Genomic DNA, 22,939 nt, shown 5'->3' on the forward strand with positions numbered 1-22,939 from the left:
AGGAAGATCGCATGGGCATTTTCGATCTTTTCAAAAAAAAGCCGGAAGCGAAGCAGCGTCCGTTGTTTTACGATATTGTCTGCCCCTACTGCTTTAGTAAATTCACGCCGGAAGAAGTCGTTTTCCGCGCTGCCCATTCCCGTGAGGATGATGAGGATTATGCGCTGGGAGAAGACGAGGAGCTGAACAAATACCGCGAACGCTTTGGCCTCGATTCCGTGCATGATATGGAAGCGGTGCTCCGTCCGCAGGACGTGCCGGAAGAGCACCGGGTATATTCCGACCATGTGCTGATCGGACTCAATGACCGTTACGGCGAGCTGACCCGCAGAAGGCTTTGTCCGAAATGCCATAACGAGCTCCCGGTAACGGCAGGCAAGGTGCCGAGCAATATTATTTCCATAATCGGCGCATCGCAGGTAGGCAAATCGGTGTATATGACCGCATTAATCCATACGCTTCAGAATACGACGGCAGACCATTTCAATGCAGCCTGCATGCCGCTCAATGCGGAGATCAGCCGCAAGTTCCGGACCAATTACGAGGAGCCGCTATTCGAGCGCGGCGATCTGCTTGCATCTACCCAGAAGGAAAAGATGCAGGAGCCGTTTATTTTCCAATTCGTGTTTAAGGATGATTCCAAACCGCCGCTCACGCTCGTATTTTTTGATGTGGCGGGCGAAGGTATGGTGGAGCAGGATTACCTTGGCCTGCACGGCCAGCATATTAAAAACTCGGCAGGTATCCTGCTGATGGTGGATCCGCTGCAAATCCGCTCGATCCGGGAGAAAATTAGAATAAAATTGGGCGACAAGCCTGGAGAATGGGTCTCCCAATACGATGAGCCGCGCGACGTCGTGCTGACGATGTTCGGCGACTTCATCGCTTATCAGGAAAACAACAAAACGGATATACCGACTGCCGTCGTGCTGACGAAGAGCGACATGCTTCATTCGCTGAAGGACGAGGATGGCGAATACATTAAATCAAACAGCAATATTTTCAACAATATGGTGCATCGGAATTATTTTAACCTAACGGAATTTGAAAATATCGATGGAGAAATCCGCCGCTTCATCGAGAAGGTCGACCGGCCGTTCAAGGGTACGATGGACGTCTATTTCAAGGATACAGCTTATTACGCGGTATCCGCTCTCGGCAGCAATCCCGTGGATCAGAAGCTGCAAACCGTCGTTAGCCCGATCCGTGTGGACGAGCCTTTCATCTGGCTGCTATATAAGCTGAACTACATTGAGGGGAGAAGAGAATAGTGCGCGATTTCACGCCCCGCAGGATGATCCAGCAGCAGATGTACGCACGGGAGAGACGCGGTATTTTCAGATCCACGGAAGGTTATGACACGATAGCCAAATCAAGCGGTTTAGATCCAGCTTTTATCAAAAAAACACTCCACCCGTTTTGCGTTTACGATACGCCGACCGAGCTGGCAGCGCGTGGAGAGAAGGATGGAGCTTTATATCCCGAGACGATGCATTTGCTCCGCCTGGAAAATGGCGACGTTTTGCTGGGACGAAGCGTCTATCAAGCAGCTGATTTCACGGGCCTTCGCAGCGCGTTTTTTACGCATAACTATATCATCCCGGCTGGTTACGGCAATGAGTCCTCAAATGAGTATAAAAGCTGGCTTCATGCTTCCTTCGCTGACGGTTATGATATCGAAAACGGTACGGAGCTGCCGGAATTAGCCGTCCTTCCGATCCAAGCAGCCTCTGCCGTGAAACCGTCTAACCGTTCCATATTAGCGCTGCTGAACATTGGGGAGCAGCCTTTTAAACAGCTATTGTACGCCGTGATGTCGGCAATCAGCGGCAAGAAGAAGATTTACGTTGCCCTTGACGTTCCGATTGCCCAGTTGCCGGATAAAGCAAAGCAGCTGCTAACGGTGCTTTATGCGAGCTTGCCTTACGCTTACCGCAGGCAGCTTGGGTTTATCACGTATGCGAAGGAGCCCCAAAGCCGCAAATCGGTGCATCTTACATTCGTGGAGCAGGGTAGTCTGCGCCCAGGAGACCGGAGCATCGAAAAGGATTATACGTTCGATTTCGCAAACGGCCGGATGATGAATGTCGATTTAGACGGAACAGACCAGCCGTTTTTGGATTTTGCATGGGAAAACCTGGAGCAGCCTGAGCGTACTGACCGCTTCTTTCACTTTGCTGAGCTGATGCTGGCAGGCATGGAGCGGGAGCGGTATAACGCGGCGGCCAGCTACCACGAGCTGTGCGTGATGTACCAAATCGAGGAAGGCAACGAGTCGCTGTATGAAGCGCATAAAACGGCAGTACTGCGCGGCTTGCTTGAATATTTGCAGCCATCCGGCGCGCTTCATTCCAAAATCCGCTTAAATGATTTGTTCCTGTCCCGATTTGATTACGAATTTGATCGCGTACGGCAGGGCATCGTGCCGCAGCCATTCATTGTGGACGTCTTTAAGGATTATTACCGAATTGAAAACTCCAACATCGAAAGTAAGCTGGTCACTTATTTTATCCATGCGCTCAACCATGCGGTTAAGCTGAACAAGCAAGAAACGGTTGATTCCATTAATGCGGCTATCGAAAGCAATCCTTCTTTAAACAAGGTATTCTTCGCTAAGCTGATGGCTGATTCGAGACTAACAAGCAGCTTGCTAATTCCCTTTCTGGAGAAGAAGCTAAAGGCTGCAGCGGGCGTGAAAAGCATGCTTGAGTTAATTACCAATTGGGAAAGCGTTCATCCCAGGCTGCTCGGTTATGAACCGTTTCACGAGCTAGCAAGCCAGCAGCTGATGTCAAAGCTGGAACTGGAGCGCTGGTCCCTGCCGGCGGTAAGCAAAGCTTTAGGGCAACTGCACACGTTAGGAAAAGAAGCAGGATTACAATTAAGGAAGCAGCCGTCATCTTATGATTACGATGATTTTTATGAGGAACTAGAGCTAACTGCTTACCGGGGGATGCTGACCGAGCTTAATATGGACAGCCTAACCAAAGAGCAGCTCGGGCAGGCTGATTTCCTTAGCTATAAGGACCGGCTGCAGCGCTGGAACGGACAGCTGCAGGACCAGCGCCACAAATCGGCTGCTCTTGAGCTGCTTGCTCTATATGAGTGCTTGATGCTTCCGGAGCCTACGGCGGCCATATTCGGCCGGCTGTCGCCGAACGAGATCGACCGTGTGCAGCAGGCTGGACGCCAGCTTTTGGCAGGACAGCCGGAGCTTGCTGATGCTCCGCGGATCATGCTGTTCTTTCTGCACAGTTCAGACCTCGAAGCGGTAGATTATGAGGGGCTGCTCGACTATTTGCATCGGAACGCCCCAAACAAGGAAATGCTGTATCATTTCTTCCAGTGGTCAGAGAAGCATCCTGACTTTATGAGACCCAGAGGCTTCGTTCCGGCCTACGCTGCGGCTGTAGTCGGTTATTTTAAAAACCATGACCGTGATGCGTTCAAAAAACGAGCTAACTGGAAGCAGTATTTCGATAAGGCAAGTCCTTCCCTTACAGCACTGTACAAGCAGGCGGAGCGGGAGCTATCATCGCCGCTTGCAAAGTTTTTTCGCCGGAATCGGAAAGCGACGTTAATTACGAGCATTGCGGGATTAGGCATTATTTCTCTCGTCCTGGGCATCATGCTTTCATTCTCTGATAAGGGGACTTCGAATGGCGAGGGAGCGGCCTTGCCCGAGGTGCAGCCTACGCCTACGGCTGAAACGGACGTGACTCAGCAGGAAACACTCGTATATGCAGAGGAAACGGAAGCGTCCGAGGGGCAGGAAGCTGCTACCTCCTTAGTGTTTTTGTTCAAGAGTGCAGCCGCGTGCGCACTGTTTGCACCTAGTTCATTAACGATAGAGCCGCCGGGCGTCGAAGCTGTGGAATACACGGAGCTGAAGCTGTCGCCTGCTTGCAGTTCGGACGTTATCGGTGCTTCGCAATCGCCGGATCCCGCCGCAACGGAAGGGACGGAGTCCAAGTCACCGGCTACTACGATTCAGCCTGCAGAAACACCGCTTGCAGATAACTTAATTGCTCCTGAGCGAGAAGGCTATACAAGCCGGGTCGTTGTAAGCCTTGGCAAATTGGTCGATCTTCCGGCTAACAGCATCATTCGAAACGGAGATAACGAATATAGGCTAACGGTGCTGCAGGTAGTCGACAAATAACAAAAATCCTTTGGCGATGCATTGAAGGATTAAAAAAGAATGAACCTTGGAATATTCCTATTCCGAGGTTCATTCTTTTTTGTTCAAATATAGGAAAGTATAAAATTTTCTCTTATATTCACGCCTCTATTTCTCCGCGAAACGAGCTTTTGCCACCAAGGACGGCGACAGCCGTTTACGCTTGGTGCTATCGCTCCAAGGTATCGGTGTTTAGCCGATCGGCACTCATCGAAGCTCTGGACTCGTCTCGCATGCGCACTTTGAATTCTCGGGGTGAGCACTGATTATGCCGCTTGAACAGTTTATAGAACTGGGCCATGTTTGAGATCCCCACCTCGTAGCCCACATCCATAATACTCAGCTCACTCGTCAGCAACAAAAGTTCCGATCGCTTGATTCGTTTGTAGTTGATGTAATCCAAGAACGAAACGCCCATGGTTTTCTTGAAATATTTGATGAAGTAGTGGTAGCTCAAATTGAGCAAATGACAAGCATCTTCGACGCAGAGTTTATCCTTCAAGTGGGCGTTGATATAATCAAGAACCGGTCGTAACCGATTTAATTCGGTTTCCTCCGTATAGTTCAGTATATTGCGGCTATCGCATCTTAACAGCAGCAGCATCAGTCTTTTGATCGTAGCGCTGATGGCAATTTCGTAGCCTCTCATCCGTGTTTGCGATTCTTTGAAAATTTCGATAATAAAAGCATACGCTTCCTGTTTGGCCGATTCGTTGATGCCGAAAATATAATTCAGCTTTTCCAGCGGCTCCGTCTGTTCCGAAAAACAGTAAAGATAAGGCATGGTGCTTTGGTCAAAATGTTTGCCCAGATCGATCTGGAACACTACGTAATGCAGGGCATCCGTTAGCGGCTTATGGGAGCGGTGTGGCTGGGAAGCCCCCAAAACCATAACGTCACCCGGTCCGAGGACAACGTAATTGTGCTTGCTCTGTACGCCTAAATGCCCTTCTATGACTGCAAGAAATTCTACTTCTTTATGATAGTGCCAGGGGTGTTTCTCAAGAGAGCTGCATTGATGCGGTTCTAAGCTGATCTCCCAAATTTTTAGAAAAAGCAGCGGATTCTGATAAATAACCTCTTCGTTGATCACTTCAGCATGCGTATCGATAGTCGTTTCTATTAAGGTCATAAGCATTGCCTCCTAATTGGAGTATATCACTTTTGGAAATGTAGGTTCATTAAAATCAACACTGCTCCGCGTATTTTTGGATCGAATAGAAAAGGAGGACATTTTTGAATATAAAAGGGGCATGATAAAGCATTTTCTTAGCCGCTTGGCTTTTCTATACTATGAATAGTGAAATCATGAAGGAGAGTGTTCGGATAATGATAAAAGTAACGGTATGGAACGAGAATCGTCATGAGAAAAAAAACCCGCTTGTAGGTGAAATATATCCGGATGGCATTCATGGCGCGATTGCAGGTTTTTTGACGGAAGCAGGCTATGAAGCCGGGACGGCAACGTTGGATGAGCCGGAGCACGGTTTGACAGATGAGGTATTAAACCATACGGATGTGTTGATTTGGTGGGGACATCTCGCGCACGGAGAAGTACAGGATGAAGTTGTCCAAAAAGTACAGCAGCGCGTGCTGGACGGCATGGGCCTCATTGTCCTTCACTCCGGCCATTTCTCCAAAATATTTAAAGTGCTAATGGGTACAAGTTGCGATTTGAAATGGCGTGAAGCGGATGAGAAAGAGCGCCTTTGGGTTGTCGCGCCAAGCCATCCGATCGCAGCAGGCGTTGGAGAATTTATCGAACTGGAAAAAGAAGAAATGTACGGCGAACACTTTGATATCCCTGCGCCGGACGAGCTTATTTTTACAAGCTGGTTTGAAGGCGGAGAAGTGTTCCGCAGCGGATGCACCTTTACGCGCGGAAACGGCAAAGTGTTTTATTTCAGACCGGGACATGAAACCTATCCGACCTATCATAACAAAGACATTCAACGCGTCATTGTGAATGCCGTGAAATGGGCCCAGCCTGTAGAGCGCAATCGCCCAGTATATGGGAATGCGCAGCCGTTAGAAAATATTGCGGCAAAGTAATTATTCATAATTTAGCAAGAAAAGAACCGGACATCCTAATAGATGGCCGGTTCTTTTCTGTAACGCCGCCTCTCCGCTTATTTTTCTATGATTTCATCCATTTCAGACGAATGTTCGTTGGCGGCACTTTTAATTTCTTGGTCGAGCTTGCTTTCGCCCTGTATCTTCGTTGCGGCTTGAATTTGCTGCTCTATTTGTTCTTCGATTTGTCCACTTGCCTGATGTTGTCTGCTTGTCGTCATTTCAATTCTCCTCCACAATAAATCTTCGCCCAAAGGCTAACTTTTATCATTCGTAACACGCTGCGATCTTATACGTAGGAAGTAACTTTATTCCGTGGCATTCACCCGTGATGGAAAGCATACATTTAATGAAAAGCAGGACGGGCTGCCATACCAAATGAAATAAGGATGATCCCTTGTGAAAAAAAATAGACAAGATCTACTGAACGAATTATTTTTGCGCCGATTGTTCAAAAGGGGCATTTTCATTTTAGCAGGATCGGTCATCCAAGGGTTTGCCATGGGCGTATTTCTATTCCCTCATTCCATACCGTCCGGCGGCGGCGCAGGTATTGCGGTGCTGCTAAACTACTGGTTTCAGACCCCGATGAGCATTGGTTTATGGCTTACCAATTTTATATTTCTGATTTCTTCGGTTCATTATCTCGGAAAAGTCAGTGCCGTCGGCACGATCATAACGATTACGATAACTTCCGTTTCGGTAAATGTTTTTGAGGTATATGCTGCTTCTCCTTTTACGAATTTATGGAGCGATCTCCTGATCGGTTCGGTAATCCTTGGCTCCGGTGTTTCGATTCTTCTAAAACAGGGGGTTTCCAACGGAGGGATCGGGTTTGCTGCATTGGCGATTTCAAAATATAAAAATATCGAACCTGCAAAGGTTTTGTTTGTAATGAATGGGAGCATCATTATTATTACTTCTTATGTGATTGACTGGGCGATCATCGTGCAAGCGGTCCTGTGCCAATGGATATCAACGAGAATCGTAAGTTGGCTGCTTAATGCGTCGTACCCAAAGTCACCTCTATATACGATAGCCTGGCGAAAAAAAAGCTGATTGCTTGACCATGGTTTTATGCGTAATTAGCCATCTGCAGGCCGACCTTCCGCAGTGCATAATTTGATGCATAGTTTGATTTTCAATCGTGAATCCTAGTTTATGTTAACGGAATAATCAACGTCATCACTGCAGAGAATTGAGGCGATACGCATGGCCGAGAAGAACATCCTTGCCTACTTCAAAAGCCCGGAACAAGCGGAAAAAGCATTAGAGCAAATAAAAACTTTAAAGCTCGCGGACAGCTCTATCGATAGATTTGACGGATATCCTGGGGATGGCCTTGACCACATCGAAAATCCCGTAACGAGCGACTTTCCCAATCTCGGAAGCTTGACGCTTGGCGGCGATTTCTTGCCAAATGCGGGCATCCTTGCTGCCGCAAGCGTCAGCGCTAGCGGAATGAGCTCAGGCGGCAAAGACAACGAAATAACGGGACGCGATATCCTGCTAACCATCGTCATCGAGGAAGAAGACTTCGACAAAGCGATGGCGATCGTACAGAACGAAGGCGCCTTAGTCTAAAATGAAAAAGAGACGTTCCACGCGCTGGAATGTCTCTTTTCATTTGGTTGCTGTATTTTAACCCCATCTAGAGGAGAGCTCGCGATTATGGAAAAGACGAAATCCAGGAAGTTGAACATTACGTTCAGGAGCGATATGAGACCGAGAGAATCGAAGGAGGTAAAAGAAAAGGAGACGAAGCCTGACAGCGGTTCAAAAGGCCGCATTTGGGAATTTATTGCGTTAGCCACGATCCCGATCGTGCTCGTATTTGGCAATTCGATGCTGGTGCCAGTACTCCCTGTAATGCAAAGAGAGCTTGCAATCAGCAAATTTCAAAGCAGCTTGATTATATCGATTTTTTCCTTAGCCGCAGGAATTTTCATACCGGTCATTGGCTATTTATCGGATCGTTTTGGCCGGAAAGTCATCATTATCCCTGCATTGATCGTATACGGCGGTTGCGGGATCTTGGCTGGGTTTGGCGCCATATGGGACTCCTATCCGGTCATTATTGCTGCCAGAGCGATGCAAGGTCTTGCTGCCGCTGGTACGGCACCTATTGCAATGGCGCTTGTAGGCGATTTATATAATGGGGGAACGGAAAGCAAAGCGCTGGGCTTGATAGAGGCATCAAATGGGATAGGGAAGGTTCTTAGTCCCATCATCGGATCTTTGCTTGTTTTAATCGTGTGGTATGCTTCCTTTTTTGCTTTTCCAGTGTTTTGCGCATTGTCTCTGCTGGCTGTCATTTTTTTGATAAAAGAGCCCAAACATGATCATAAACAAGATTTAAAGACGTACATACACAAAATCGGACGATTATTCAGCGAAAAGGGCCGATGGTTGACCACTTCGTTTTTGGCAGGGTCTTTGGGGCTTTTTATTTTGTTCGGTGTGCTTTTTTACTTGTCCAACACGCTTGAAGAAAAACCCTACAACATTAACGGCATTATAAAAGGTTTAATAATAGCCATACCGCTGCTCGGTATGGCTATTACTTCGTATACCACAGGGAGCTTAATTAAGAAGAATGGCGTTTTGATTCGCTGGCTCATGAATATCGGGCTGGTTGCCATGACCGTTTCTCTTGGTTCCGCTATATTCTTTTTCAAAAACATTTACGTATTTATTGGCCTGTTAACGGTCAGCAGCATCGGAACTGGACTGCTCCTGCCCTGCTTAAATACGATGATCACCGGCGCCGTACAGAAAAGCGAACGCGGTATGATCACTTCTTTATACAATAGCCTGCGTTTTTTAGGCGTAGCGGCGGGGCCTCCATTATTTGGATGGATGATGGATAAGTCGGATCGTATGATATTTATTACGGTCTCCGCATTATCTTTTATTACGCTGGGATTAGTGTTCTTTCTGATTAAACCTCCCGCCCAATTATCGGAAGAAAAGGACATGTAACGATACGCTGTTGTCAATAGGCACGAGCCGGGGGATAAGCGCATAGGATACCTCATCAATCAATGACAAAGAATTGAGGAGATCTCATTTGAAAGGTAAAGGTTCCCTGTATGCCGTTTGGCCAAAAGAGCTGTCTGACCCGAGCGGGCTTCGCGACATGTCCGAAATTGAAGCCGGTAATCGCGAAACGTGTCAGGTAGCTGACCGCGGTCTAACGATGGTCATTGATAAAGGCCTCGGTAGAAATGCATTTATTGATTTAATAGAAACAGCCTCGGATTATATGGACTGCGTGAAATTCGGCTTTGGCACGGCCCCTCTATATAATACGGAGTTATTAATTTACAAGATTAATTTGGCAAAACAGCACGGAATTACGGTTATGCCGGGCGGTACGCTTCTAGAGACGGCCGTGCAGCAGGATGTCGTACCGGGATTTTTCCATGCCGTGTGCAATCTTGGTTTTAACGCAATTGAAGTATCCGACGGTACGATTGAGCTAACGCGCCGAAAACGTACCGAATTGATACAGGAAGGCAAAAAACACGGACTTAAGGTTTTTACGGAGTACGGTAAAAAACTGTCGGGGTCACTTATTGATGCGAAGCATCTTGCACAAACGTTTGAGCTTGATCTGGAAGCAGGTGCCGAGCTCGTAACGGTTGAAGCCCGAGAATCGGGTGTAGGTGTCGGACTATTCGATGAGAACGGCGAGTGCCGAATGGATATTCTAGATGCCATACTACGGTTTGTTCCGGATACGAAGCGGCTATTGTGGGAGGCACCGCTCAAGCATCAACAGGTGCTGCTATTACACAAATTTGGTCCAGATGTGCATTTGGGAAATATTCCGGCAAGCGATATATTTTCTCTGGAGACGATGAGGCGCGGGCTTCGTCAGGATACATTCGAATTTGGAATAAGGGAACAGCAGGCTAAGGAATTTTTTTATATGATTTAAAGCAGTGAACGAGCTTTGAATAAGGAAACTCCAATCAGAAGGGGTTTCCTTTACATAATCCTATCCGTGCAATCAAGCACCCATGGGCACAAGGCTTACTGAAGATAAAATACAATTGACAAACCTATGCGAATCAAATAAAGTTAATTATGTAAACGTTTACGTTATATTTTGCGCAGACGATTATAAAATAGAATGACGAGCATAGGTGTGAATATATGAGTGAAAATAAAAATATAAGCATTAAAGACGTAGCGAAGCATGCCAACGTATCTACCGCTACCGTATCGCATGTCATTAACGGCACGCGATTTGTATCGGAGGATACGAAACGGAAGGTACATCAAGCGATGAACGATTTGAACTTTCGGATTAATTCCGTAGCGCGTTCCTTAAGAAGCCGGAAATCGCATGTCATTGCCTTTCTGGCGCCGATCCTGGCCTCGGAAACGTCGAATTTTTTCTTTATGTCGGTTGCCGCGGGCATTCAAAGCGTGCTGAAGCAAAATAACTATCATCTCGTGCTGAGCGATTCGCATGAGGAGGAAAATTTTGAAACGGAAGAGATACGGATGATCAGCTCCCAGATGATTGATGGACTGATCATGGCGCCTTCGAGCAGAGAGCTTGATTATGAGCCCTTATTCGGGGATTATCCCGTCGTTTATTTGGATAGGGTGCCAGATAACAGCGATAGAGACTCCGTTGTGGTCGATAACAAGACCGTATCCAAGGAAGCCGTGCAAATGCTGATCGGCAAGGGCCATAAACGGATTGCCTATTTATCAGGACCGTACACGCTTACGACGACAGAGGAGCGGCATTTGGGCTATATCGAGGCATTGTCAGAAGCCGGCATTCCGGTAGAGCAGGCTTTGATTCAGATGGGTGAGGTTTCGCTGAGCAGCGGTTATCATCTTGCGGATTCCTTGCTAAAGCAGGATCCTACAGCTATTTTCGTATCGGATAACGTTATGGCTATGGGCGTTATGGCTTATCTGCAAGAAAAGAAGATAAGCATACCGGAACAAATCGCGGTCATTGCATATGATGAATTTCAATGGACACGAATTACCTCGCCGCCGCTTACCGTCATTGAGCAGCCTGCCTTCGAGCTTGGCGTAAAAGCGGCGGAGGTTATGCTGGAGAGGATAGAACAGGCGACGGCCCCCAAACAGGAGCATCGCTTAACGGCAAAGCTGATAGTCAGGCAATCGAGCTGACTATTCTTTTTTGCCTGTTACGTAAACGTTTGCGTAAACGATTCAAATCATAAGGAGGTGATGCATTCTTATCATAACAGGTTTTTGCGAAACCGTTTCTCACAACATGGCACCCAGAAAGGTATGGAAAGCTTTAAACAGGAGCCGGACCTACAATAATATGTCAGCGCTTACATAACGGATTCTTATTTAAAGTGATGGTCGCAGCTGTAGTACCGATACGATTCTAGGAGGCGTAAGGATGAGGATTGGGAAAGGCATTACGAAGCTTGTTGTTTGCACGCTGGCTATATCATTATTCGTACCCGCATTATTCGCACCGCCAAAAGCAGAGGCGGCTGCAACAAAAATTGCCGAATGGAAGCTGGACGAGGGGAGCGGCAAGCTGACGAAGGAAGAAGTCAGTGGAACGAATGACCCGATTAATTATGTATTCAACAATGCGGTTTACAAGCCCTCGAGTGATCCGGTTTGGCGCGAAGACGGCATTTCGGGCAAAACGCTGCTTTTCGACGGCTATTCAAACTGGATTACGCACAGCGCTATTTCCACTCCGGCAAACGCGATGACGGTTGAAGCTTGGGTAGCCCCGCGCGCTTATGAATGGGGAGACGGAGGCATTCTGTCCGCGGTGGTAAGCCAGCAGGATAAATCGGCTAATCAAGGCTTTATTTTAGGCGTATTCCGGCATGGCACATGGTCTTTCCAGATCGGAGCCGGAGGCGCCTGGCATGAAGTATGGTCCTATGAGGCGCTTCCCAAAAATGAGTGGTCGCATATCGCGGCAACGGTCGACGGCACCGCTGGCACGATGAAACTGTACTTGAACGGGAAACAGGTTGCTTCGAGCGCGATACCAGCAAACACAACGATTTCCCATTCCTCAAACAATCTGCTGATCGGGAAAAATAACCAAAGCACGCCGCTTGCCGTTTTTCCGCTCAATATGTTTAACGGACTTATCGACGAGGTGAAAATTTACAATGGCGCCTTTACGGCTGTCGAGGCGCAAACCGCATTTGACAGCCGGTTATCGGCGCTTGGAGGCAATCTTCCGACGCCGAATTTAAGCTTTGACCGGAGCGTATATGACGGGGATAAGCATCGGCCGACCTACCATGCCATTGCGCCGGGCCATTGGATGAACGAGCCTCATGCGCCGGTCTACTATAACGGACAATACCATTTGTTCTATCAAAATAACGCGCAGGGGCCTTATTGGCACAATATGCAATGGGGGCATTGGGTCAGTGACGATATGGTGCATTGGCGCGATCTCCCGCCGGCTATATCGCCTGAGCTGTTCCAGGTCGATCCTGACGGGGATTGGACGGGAAGCGCCGTAATCGATGATTTCGGCAATCCTACTTTATTTTTTACAGCTGGCAACGATTCCAAGCCCTATATGGGCAGCAACCAAAATGTGGGTGTTGCGAGAAGCACCGTCCAGACCGACGGGGACAACGACTTGAAGCGGTGGGTGAAAGAATCCAAGCTGGCAATTACGCAGCAGTCAGGCCAAGGCATCTCTGGAGAATTCCGCGACCCATACGTATTCAAGGACGGATCGACCTGGTTTTTGCTGAACGGTACGGGTATCGCAGGACAAGGCGGAACCGCCGCGGTCTATTCGACTACGGATCCGAATTTAATGAACTGGACTTATCGCGGCCCTTTGTACCAGGCTAATATGACGAATTATCCGTTTTTGGGGCCAGTATGGGAGCTTCCAATTATTTTACCGCTAGGCGGCGGTAAGCATTTGTTTGCCATTAGTCCCGTAGGGTCAGGCGCGGATGTGGAGGTTTATTACTGGATTGGCACCTGGAACAGCACGACAGCGGAATTTTCGCCGGACAGCCCGGCTCCCCAGCTTATGGACTTTGGCGATTTTCATTTTACGGGACCGAGCGCCTTTACGGATCCGGTAACGGGACGGAATATTATGTTCACGGTTGCCCAGGGCCAAAGAACGTCTCAGGAGGATTCCGATTTTGGCTGGGCGCATAACGCGGGTTTGCCGGTGGAACTGCAATTGCGCCCGGACGGTAAATTAGGAATAAATCCGATTTCTGAATTGCAAAGCTTACGCGGACAGCAGCTCCTAAACATTACGACGGATACTAGTTTCGCTGCCGCGAACACAGCCTTATCTTCGATAACCGGGGATACGCTTGAAATTGAGCTGGAAATTGCCCGAGGTTCGGCGGACAGCGTAGGTCTCAAGGTGCGGAAATCTCCAAACAGCGAAGAAGAAACCTTGCTTTATTACAAGAATAGCAATGACGAATACGGCGTCGATCGGACGAAAACGGTTGCCGGCAGCAATAAGGGCGTGCAGAAGGGCACTGTCGATATCGGCAATGAAAACGTCAAGCTTCGCGTTTTCCTGGATAAATCGATGGTGGAGTCTTATTTAAACGGCTTGAAGTCGATCACGACACGGACGTATTCGACACGCAGCGATGCGCAGGGGCTTCAGCTTTGGGGAAATGCGAATACAAGCTCTATAACGGTCAAAAGCCTGAAGGTTTGGCGGATGAAATCGGCCTATGAGCCGGTTCCCGTAACGGGTGTAAGCCTTGTTCCTTCTTCGTTGGAGGTTTTGGTCGGCGGCAAAAAGACGCTGCAAGCGGTAGTTGCACCGGCCAATGCGACAAATAAAAACATCATCTGGACGTCCAGCCAGCCTTCCGTTGCGACGGTTGTAAACGGCACCGTAACAGGCAAAATGGCTGGAACGGCGGTCATTACGGCAAAAACAAGAGATGGCTCAAAGCTTGCCACGCGAAGCGTTACGATCGTAAACGCCCCAACGTCTGTCAATTTGTTTAACGGCGGCTTCGAAGAAGGAGATTTGAGCGGCTGGATCGTGGAGAGCGGGACAGCATTCTCTAACAGCGCGATAACAAACCAAACGACTTTTTGGGGGACTCAGCCTTTTAACCAAACGGGAAGCTATCATCTATGGGGGCATTTGAGCGGGGGAGACGCGTCGACAGGGGTCATGAAGTCGGAAGTCTTTACGCTGGGCGGCAATGGCCAGGTGAGCTTTCAGGCAGGAGGAGGCTCGGATATCGATAAGCTTTATGTCGCTGTTTACCGGGCATCGGATAATAAGGAGCTGTACCGAACGAGCGGGCCGGGCAGCTACTGGGATTGGCAAAGCAGCAAGGGCACGACGGAAGCCTATACGCGAAGGAGCTGGGATGCAACGGCGTATATCGGCACGGCTATGTACATTAAAATCGTGGATGAGCGGACCGATAACTGGGGGCATCTCAATGTCGATGATTTTATCGTTCCGGTTAAGCCGGCAGGGAATGCCGCAGGCATTCTGGAGAATCACGATTTCGAGAGCGGGGATTTAACGGGCTGGACCATTGTCAGCGGCAATGCCTTCAGCGCCGCGGACGTAACAAACGACACGGGCTGGGGCTGGGGCGGACCGTTCAATCAAAATAAAAGCTATCATCTTTGGGGGCATAAGGACGGCGGAGACGCGCAGACGGGCGTGTTGAAATCGGATAACTTTATTTTGGGCGGTACGGGGGCCATCGACTTTTTGGTCGGAGGCGGCAATGACATCAGCAATCTATATGTTGCTTTGGTGAGAGCCTCCGACGGAGCGGAGCTGACGAAAGCGACAGGAAGCAATAATGAAGCCTACTCGCGCATCAACTGGAACGCTTCGGCGCATGTCGGAACGGAATGCTATATCAAAATCGTCGATCAGTCTGTCGGTGGGTTCGGGCATCTTAACGTGGATGATGTCAATGTGACTACGCTGGTGGAAACAAGTGACTTGGCTAACCATGATTTTGAAAGCGGCGATCTATCGGGCTGGACGGTCGCAAGCGGGGATGCCTTCAGCGCCGCGGATGTCACGGCCGATACGGGCTGGGGCTGGGGCGGACCATTCAATCAGAACGGCATTTATCACCTTTGGGGCTTTAAAGCTGGAAGCGACGCTCAGATTGGCGTACTGAGATCGGCGGATTTTGAGCTGGGCGGCACGGGAGCCATTGATTTCCTGATTGGGGGAGGCAATGACATCAGCAATCTGTACATTGCTTTGGTCAGGGTATCCGATGGAGCAGAGCTTATGAAAGCGACGGGCGCCAGCAATGAAGGCTACACCCGAATTAGCTGGAACGCCGAGGATTACGTAGGCACAACCTGTTATATCAAACTAGTGGATCAGTCGACCGGAGGCTTCGGCCATCTCAACGCGGATGATATTCATGTTCCGGTAGCGGTGAACGGATAAATGCAGCATTAAGCAGGCTCAAAGCGGCTGTCTGCTCAAGGGACAGCCGCTCCCACTGCGCTTAAACCAATTGTTGAAGTTAAAATAATTCTAATTACGTAATCGTTTACGCAAGCGAATAACTATTTCTGGGGGTAAGCAAACGCATGCGAAATAAAGTATTGAATCTGGTAATGGCGTTCCTTCTTATTTTTTCATTGTTATATCAGGCAGCGCCTCAACGAGCGGCATCTGCTGCTGGATCGAGTCCGTTGACGGCCGAGCAGCTCAGGCCGTTAATCCATTATACGCCCGAGCAGAATTGGCTGAACGACCCGAATGGACTCGTGTACTATGACGGGGAATATCATATGTTCTACCAATATAAGCCTTCTGGCAATACATGGGGTGAGATGTTCTGGGGGCATGCAGTCAGCAAGGACTTGATCAATTGGGAAGAGTTGCCGATCGCTTTATACCCGGATGAGCTTGGCCATATGTTCTCAGGCAGCGTTGTAGTGGACTGGAATAACACGTCAGGCTTCGGAGCTAACGGCAAACCTCCGATGGTGGCGATGTTTACGCAGGAATATTCGAACAAACAAGTGCAAAGCCTCGCATTCAGCAATGATAACGGAAGAACATGGACGAAATATGAAGGGAATCCCATCATTCCGCAGCCTTCCGAGCTTACGGTATTTCGCGATCCTAAGGTCATATGGCATGAGCAAACACAAAAATGGGCAATGGTCATTACCGCGGGGGACCATGTCCGCATTTATTCCTCGCCGGATTTAAAGACATGGAAGCATGAAAGCGATTTCGGTTCGACCGAGGGCTCTCATAACGGTTTTTGGGAAACGCCGGATTTGTTCCCGCTGGAAGTCGACGGGAATCCGGATGAGATGAAGTGGGTTCTTTCCGTTAGTCTTTCGGAAGGAGCGCCTGCCTTCGGTTCCGGCATGCAGTATTTTGTGGGTGATTTTGACGGTATGGCATTTACGAATTTGAATCCCTCGGAGCAGGTGCTTTGGACAGATTACGGCGGTGATTTTTATGCGGGAATGACTTTCAGCGATGTGGAGGGACGCCGCATTTGGCTGGGCTGGATGAATAATTGGCATTATGCGCAGTCCATTCCATCCGCCGGCTGGCGGGGAGCCATGACGTTGCCAAGAGAGCTGACGCTTACGAGCCATGCCGGAGAAGGCATTCGAATGAAGCAAATGCCGGTTGAAGAGCTGCAGGAGCTCCGTCTTCCGCCACTTGCGCTTGATTCGATTGACGTAATCGACGGAAACATCAAGCTCCCCGAAGGTGCAGGGGCTGCGTATGAGATCATTGCGGAGTTTGCGGTAGACAAGGACGCTGCCAGCCGCTTCGGTTTCAATGTTCATTCGGGTGAAAACCAGAAGACGGCCGTTGGCTACGATTCACAGCGCGGTAAGCTGTTCGTGGATCGGATGCAATCGGGCATTACCAGTTTTAATAAGGAATTCGGCCAAGCCGTGCATGAAGCGGATTATTCGGCAGGTGAAACGTTAAAGCTTCATCTTCTTGTCGATAAAACCTCGGTAGAGTTGTTTGCGGATGATGGTGCCGTTATATTTACCGACTTGCTATTCCCGGAGACGGGTGAGAATGAAATCGAGGTATTTGCGGAAAACGGGACCGCGCAGCTTCAATCGCTTGCCGTTTATCCGCTAAAGGCAGCAAACATCGGCAAAACCAAAGAAAAGCCGATGTCAGCAAACGAAATTCCGAACCCCGATTTTGAGAGCGGCAATTTAAACGGCTGGACGGCCGAGGGCGATGCTTATTCGAATGCGAATGTGGTCACGGATACGGACTGGGGCTGGGGCTGCTGCTTTAATAAGCAGGGCATCTATCATGTATGGGGCGCCAAGACGGGTGACGCGTTAACCGGCACATTAAGCTCAGCATCGTTTGAGCTGGGCGGCTCCGGTGACATCAGCTTTCTGATTGGCGGCGGGAACGATATTAATCAGCTTTACGTGGCGTTAGTCAGGGAAGAAGACGATAAAGAGCTGATGAAGGTTGCGAACACGGAATGGAAGGATGACGGAACCCTTCGGCGCGTTCATATGAATGCGGAGGAATTTGTGGGACAGCAGGTATATATGAAGGTTGTCGACAGCCACACCGGAGGCTGGGGACACATTAACGTGGATGACTTTCAAGTGCTGAACGCCCCGGAGACCATTGATAATCCCGACTTTGAAACAGGAAACCTAACGGGCTGGACGACAATCGGCACGGCGTTTGCAGCGCCGGTATCCGATGTCCCCGTCTTCTGGGGAAGTACGCCGTTCAATCATCATGGCGTTTACCACGCTTGGGGGTTTGCGGGTGCGGAAAACCCGGACTTTTCGGACCGCAGGACCGGTGAAATGAGATCAACGGCCTTCCGCTTGGGAGGCACCGGAAAAGTAAGCTTCCGCGTCGGCGGGGGCGAGGATTTGGATAAGCTGTATGTGGCGCTCGTGAAGGAAGAGGATGATGAGATTCTGTTTAAAGCGACGGGCGGGTCTTCCACATTGGGCGAAGGTTACCGCCAGGTTGAATGGGATGCTTCGGATTACTTGGGCCAAAAGCTGTATATCAAGGTCGTAGACTATCATACCGGCGGCTTTGGACATATCAACGTAGACGATTTCTCCGTATACAACACCAAGCCGATCATTCCGCGGGAACTGGAAAATCCAGGATTTGAGTCTGGTGATTTGACGGGCTGGACGGCAGACGGAGACGCGTACTCCGGCGTGATTACCAATCAAGCAGCCTTTGGTGAAGACACGGTAGCATTCGGGCATGAAGGAGAATTCCATGCTTGGGGGTTGGCGGGAGGAGAAGAAGGAACGAACGCGAATGAACGGACGGGTTCCTTGACCTCACATTCCTTTATCCTGTCCGGGACAGGAAACATAGAATTTCTGATTGGTGGCGGGGAGGACTCCAAGCTGCTGTACGCGGCACTCGTTAGAGCCTCCGACCATGCCGTTCTTATGAAAGCAACAGGCACCAATTCAGAAAAGTATACGCGTATCGCGTGGGATGCTTTGCCTTATTTAGGGGAAGAGCTCTATCTTAAGATCGTAGATGAAAGCAAGGAAGGACATATCAATATCGACGATATCAAGGTGAGAGGAACCGGGCTTCTTGGAAGCTGGAGCTTTGACGAAGGTCAGGGAATGACCGCAAAAGATGCGGTGCGCGGTATAGAGGACAACGTTCACTATGTATTTAATAACGCGAGTTATAAGCCGTCCACGGAGCCTCTTTGGAGAGACGGGATTGCATGGAAAGGCTTGCTGTTTGACGGCTATTCGACCTGGCTCGAGCGGCCTGCCGACCAAATCGCGAAGCCTGACGATGAGATCACGATCGAAGCATGGGTAGCTCCCAGATCCTATGAATGGGGCGATATGGGCCAGCTGTCCGCTATCGTCAATCAACATGATAAAGCCCGTAAGACCGGTTATATTCTCGGGATGGGACGACATGGCAAGTGGTCCTTTCAAGCAGGCATCAACGGCGAATGGTCGGAGGTGTGGGCGGCAGAGGATAAGCCGCTCAACAAGTTTGAATGGTCCTATATTGCGGCGACGTACAGCAGGAGCGAAGGCAAGCTGAAGCTGTATTTGAACGGAGAGCTTGCAGGCGAGCAGGCCGTTTCCAGGAAAATGCCCATTGCACCCTCGGACAGCAGCTTCCTAATCGGCAAAAACAATACCGGAGCCGTCATAAACGGCGTGTTTACGGCGAACATGTTTAACGGCTTGGTGGATGAAGTGAAGGTTGGAAATACGGCTCTCGGATCGGAAGAAATTGCGCTGCGCTATGCTGCAGCGGCAGAACAATTCGGGAATGATGAGGCGCCGGAGCCGGAGCTTGATTTTGACCGCAGCGTTTATGACGGAGACCGTTACCGGCCGCAATACCATTTTATATCGCCGGGACATTGGATGAACGAGCCGCATGGCCCGTTGTTTTTTGAAGGAAAATACCATCTCTTTTATCAGCACAACCCGCAGGGTCCTTACTGGCATCAAATTCATTGGGGACATGCGGTAAGCGAGGATATGGTTCATTGGAAGGATATGCCGGTTGCTCTTGCGCCGGATGGAGGTTCTGTCACGCCGGACGGCGTGTGGTCGGGCAATGCAGTGGTGGATGACAACGGAAATCCCGCTTTGTTCTTCACGGCAGGAGACGATCAAGCGGTTCCTAATCAGAACACGGGACTTGCCCGCAGTACTTTTGCAGAGGATGGAGACACCAATCTGGAAAAATGGGTCATGGAGGATCAGATTGTTACCAGACAGGAAAATAATCTTCCGGCAGAAGAGGGAGAAGTTTGGTTTGGGCAGTTCCGGGATCCCTACGTGTGGAAGGACGGGGACATGTGGTATCAGCTTGTCGGCTCCGGCATTAAGGATGTTGGAGGAACAGCGCTTCTTTATTCATCCCCTGATATGGTGAATTGGACGTACGAGAATCCCTTCTTCGTCGGGGATTACAAGAACAGGCCGGATACGGGACAGGTTTGGGAACTGCCCGTGCTGCTGCCGGTAGGCAAAGACGGGAACGGTACGCAAAAATATGCCTTCTTCATTAATCCGTGGTTCGACCATTACAGCGAACACAACGTGAAAAACGTATTCCACTGGATCGGCACCTGGGACAAGGCGACGAACCGTTTTATTCCCGATCATGAACAGCCGAGCTTGTTTGATTTCGGCGAGCATTTTACCGGCCCGAGCGGCATGGTGGACGGACAAGGGCGCTCGATCCTATTCAGCATTGCGCAGGATCGGCGTACGGAGCAGCAGCATTATGATGCTGGCTGGGCTCATAATGCCGGCTTGCCGGTCGTGCTGTCGCTTCTGGAAGATGGAACCCTTGGCGTACAGCCGATTGAAGAGCTTAACTCGCTTCGCGGCGAGCAGCTGATTGAAATAGCTGATTCTGGAGTTGAAGAGGCTAACGCACAGCTTAAGAAGGTGAAGGGCGATATGCTGGAGATCGTTCTCGAAGCGGACTTGCCAGGCGAAAGTGAGCTTGGCATCAAACTGCGCGCGTCTGCCGACGGACGTGAGGAGACTCTTATTTCTTATAACAAGGGAACCAGCAGACTTGAGCTGGATCGCAACAAATCCAGCTTGGATCCGGATATCTCCAAAGGGATTCACGGCGGTGAACTAGCATTGGATGAAGGGCGGCTGTCGCTTCATATTTATTTGGACCGTTCCATGATTGAAGCCTATGCGAACGGGAAAAACAGCATTACCTCGCGCGTGTATCCGAGCCTTTCGGATGCGCTCGGGCTTGAGCTTTGGAGCAAAGACGGTGAAGCGAAAATCGTAAAGCTTCAGGTTTGGGAGATGGAATCCGCCTATGGTGAAACGGTTGAATCCTATTGGCCGGCGGCAGAGCCGGCTGCGGAAAGCGTGAGCGGGCTGGCTAATCATGATTTTGAAAACGGCGACTTGTCCGGGTGGATCATCGAGGAGGGCAATGCTTTTACGGATGAGCATGTGACGAGCCGGAACGACTGGGGCTGGGGTGGTCCTTTCAACCAAGCCTTTGACCGCCAAGACACGGGACGCCATCATTTATGGGGCTTCCATCCTGACTATGGCGATGATGCCGTAGGCAAAATCAAATCGGAGACGTTCACACTTGGCGGGAATGGAGCCATTGATTTCTTGATTGGCGGAGGCAGGGATATCGACAAGCTGTATGTTGCGCTTGTAAGAGCTTCAAATGATGAAGTGCTTATGAAAGCATCGGGACATGACGGCGAGCAGTATCGAAGAGTGATGTGGGACGCTTCAGCCTATAAAGGCGAAAAGCTCTACATTCAAATCGTGGATCAGCGGACCGGCGGCTGGGGGCATCTCAACGTGGATGACGTGAATGTTCCGGCTGCGACTGCTAATCCCGGCTCTGGCGGCGAAAATCCATCTGCCGGCGGAGGCTCGGATACGTTTAACCAAGCAGCAGGGAAAATTATGATAGATGCGGCAAGCATTCGAATAGAAAAGGATGCAGAGGGAAGAAGCGTAGCCAAGGTTGAGCTTTCGGAGGCTCAGCTTGCGGGCGGGCTAAAAACCGCCGCCAACTCGTTGACCAGACAGTTGATTATTGATGTGCCTGCGAGTGCAGAAAACATGCTGGCTGCAGCTTTGCCGCTGAAGCCGATAATGGAAACGCTCAAAACGCATCCCGATACTGTTGTTTCGGTCGTATATGGCAGGCTGACTTACGATGTGCCGCTAAAGCTTCTGCTCCAAAAAGCGGCGATTGAACAGACCGGACTGCTTCATATTTTACTAGGGCATACAACGCAAGACGAAGCTGACAAATTGAAAGCATCAGCTGATCAAACAGGCATCACGCTTCTCTCGGAGCCAGTCGAATTCAAGCTAATGCTGGAGTCGGAAGGGGCATTTACGGAGCTGTCGGACTTTGGTTCCCAATTCGTAACCCGCTCAATAACGGTAGACGGCGCATGGAATGCGGCGGACGCAACGGCGCTGAGGTTCGATCCTGTATCAGGCGAGTTTGCTTTTGTTCCTGCGCTATTCAGGGCAGTAAAAGGGAAAACGTCGGCCGTGCTGAAACGAAACGGCAACAGCTTATACGTTATTGCGTCTGCTGCGAAATCGTTCGGTGATATCGCCGGACACTGGGCGGAACAGGATATCGAGCTGCTATCCGCCAAGCAAATTTTAAAAGGCAAGTCAGAAGCTAGCTTCGCGCCGCAGGATACCGTCACGAGGGCAGAATTTGCCGCGCTGCTTACCCGCGCGCTTGGTCTTGCGGACGATGGGAAAACCACGGCTTCGTTTACGGACATCAAGGAAGGAGAATGGTTTGCAGGCGAAGTCGCTGCAGCAGCGCGGTTCGGACTTATCCAAGGGTACGGGGATGGATCATTCAAGCCTCGCGAAAACGTGAGCCGCGAAGAAATAGCCGTTATGCTGGCTAGAGCAATCGCGTTCGCAGGAACAATAAACGGCGAGGCCAACGGCAGCAAGTCGCTTGGAAGCTACGCAGATAGTCAGAAGGTTAGTCCTTGGGCAGTCCAGGCCGTATCGGATCTTCTGGCCAAGAAACTGCTGCAAGGGAGGAGCAATGGCTTGCTTGATCCTAAGGGAGCGGCCACCAGGGCGGAAATCGCCAGCCTGCTGCATCGCCTATTAAAGGCTGTTCAATTTGTAGACTAGCAAGCAGCATTGTTTCGC

12 protein-coding genes are annotated in these 22,939 nt (G+C 49.9%); 10 read left to right on the forward strand and 2 right to left on the reverse strand.

Going from position 1 to position 22,939, the window contains the following annotated elements:
- Nucleotides 1-11: 11 nt before the first annotated feature.
- Both RCO25_RS22340 and RCO25_RS22345 read left to right on the forward strand, forming a co-directional pair.
- Nucleotides 12-1,271, forward strand: a complete 1,260-nt coding sequence (locus RCO25_RS22340) for a TRAFAC clade GTPase domain-containing protein (protein ID WP_308998332.1) — start codon at nucleotides 12-14, stop codon at nucleotides 1,269-1,271.
- Nucleotides 1,271-4,162 carry a GAP1-N2 domain-containing protein gene (locus RCO25_RS22345; protein WP_308998333.1) on the forward strand — a complete coding sequence of 964 codons (2,892 nt, stop codon included), beginning with the start codon at nucleotides 1,271-1,273 and terminating at the stop codon, nucleotides 4,160-4,162. Before RCO25_RS22340 ends, RCO25_RS22345 begins: the two co-directional genes overlap by 1 nt.
- A 187-nt stretch (nucleotides 4,163-4,349) precedes the next feature.
- On the opposite strand, the gene RCO25_RS22350 is transcribed toward RCO25_RS22345, so the two are convergent.
- Nucleotides 4,350-5,312: a helix-turn-helix domain-containing protein gene (locus RCO25_RS22350; RefSeq protein ID WP_308998334.1), complete on the reverse strand. Its 963-nt coding sequence runs from the start codon at nucleotides 5,310-5,312 to the stop codon at nucleotides 4,350-4,352.
- Between the two features lie 197 nt (nucleotides 5,313-5,509).
- Here RCO25_RS22350 and RCO25_RS22355 point away from each other — a divergent pair, with 197 nt between their 5' ends.
- Nucleotides 5,510-6,232, forward strand: a complete 723-nt coding sequence (locus RCO25_RS22355; protein WP_308998335.1) for a ThuA domain-containing protein — start codon at nucleotides 5,510-5,512, stop codon at nucleotides 6,230-6,232.
- Between the two features lie 77 nt (nucleotides 6,233-6,309).
- Here RCO25_RS22355 and RCO25_RS22360 read toward each other — a convergent pair whose 3' ends face one another.
- Nucleotides 6,310-6,474, reverse strand: coding sequence for a hypothetical protein (locus RCO25_RS22360; RefSeq protein WP_308998336.1), 165 nt, complete (start codon nucleotides 6,472-6,474; stop codon nucleotides 6,310-6,312).
- Between the two features lie 178 nt (nucleotides 6,475-6,652).
- Between RCO25_RS22360 and RCO25_RS22365 the strand changes: the two genes are divergently transcribed.
- The 7 genes from RCO25_RS22365 (at nucleotide 6,653) to RCO25_RS22395 (ending at nucleotide 22,921) form a co-directional block, all read left to right on the forward strand.
- Complete coding sequence (locus RCO25_RS22365) at nucleotides 6,653-7,312, forward strand: YitT family protein (protein ID WP_308998337.1); 660 nt, start codon at nucleotides 6,653-6,655, stop codon at nucleotides 7,310-7,312.
- Nucleotides 7,313-7,465: 153 nt separating this feature from the next.
- Nucleotides 7,466-7,837, forward strand: a complete 372-nt coding sequence (locus RCO25_RS22370; protein WP_308998338.1) for a hypothetical protein — start codon at nucleotides 7,466-7,468, stop codon at nucleotides 7,835-7,837.
- Between the two features lie 87 nt (nucleotides 7,838-7,924).
- On the forward strand, nucleotides 7,925-9,235 hold the full coding sequence (locus RCO25_RS22375; protein ID WP_308998339.1) for an MFS transporter: 1,311 nt from the start codon (nucleotides 7,925-7,927) through the stop codon (nucleotides 9,233-9,235).
- A 157-nt stretch (nucleotides 9,236-9,392) separates the two neighbouring features.
- Nucleotides 9,393-10,196 (forward strand): phosphosulfolactate synthase, encoded by an 804-nt coding sequence (gene comA / locus RCO25_RS22380; RefSeq protein WP_374992147.1) that lies wholly within the window; start codon nucleotides 9,393-9,395, stop codon nucleotides 10,194-10,196.
- 218 nt (nucleotides 10,197-10,414) lie between these two features.
- Entirely contained in the window at nucleotides 10,415-11,419 is a 1,005-nt protein-coding gene (locus RCO25_RS22385) for a LacI family DNA-binding transcriptional regulator (RefSeq protein ID WP_308998341.1), read from the forward strand.
- A gap of 241 nt (nucleotides 11,420-11,660) precedes the next feature.
- Nucleotides 11,661-15,689 carry a GH32 C-terminal domain-containing protein gene (locus RCO25_RS22390; protein WP_308998342.1) on the forward strand — a complete coding sequence of 1,343 codons (4,029 nt, stop codon included), beginning with the start codon at nucleotides 11,661-11,663 and terminating at the stop codon, nucleotides 15,687-15,689.
- A 146-nt stretch (nucleotides 15,690-15,835) separates the two neighbouring features.
- Nucleotides 15,836-22,921, forward strand: coding sequence for a GH32 C-terminal domain-containing protein (locus RCO25_RS22395; RefSeq protein WP_308998343.1), 7,086 nt, complete (start codon nucleotides 15,836-15,838; stop codon nucleotides 22,919-22,921).
- Nucleotides 22,922-22,939: the final 18 nt, after the last annotated feature.

This window comes from Paenibacillus sp. LHD-38, assembly GCF_031157315.1.
Taxonomy (GTDB): domain Bacteria; phylum Bacillota; class Bacilli; order Paenibacillales; family Paenibacillaceae; genus Pristimantibacillus.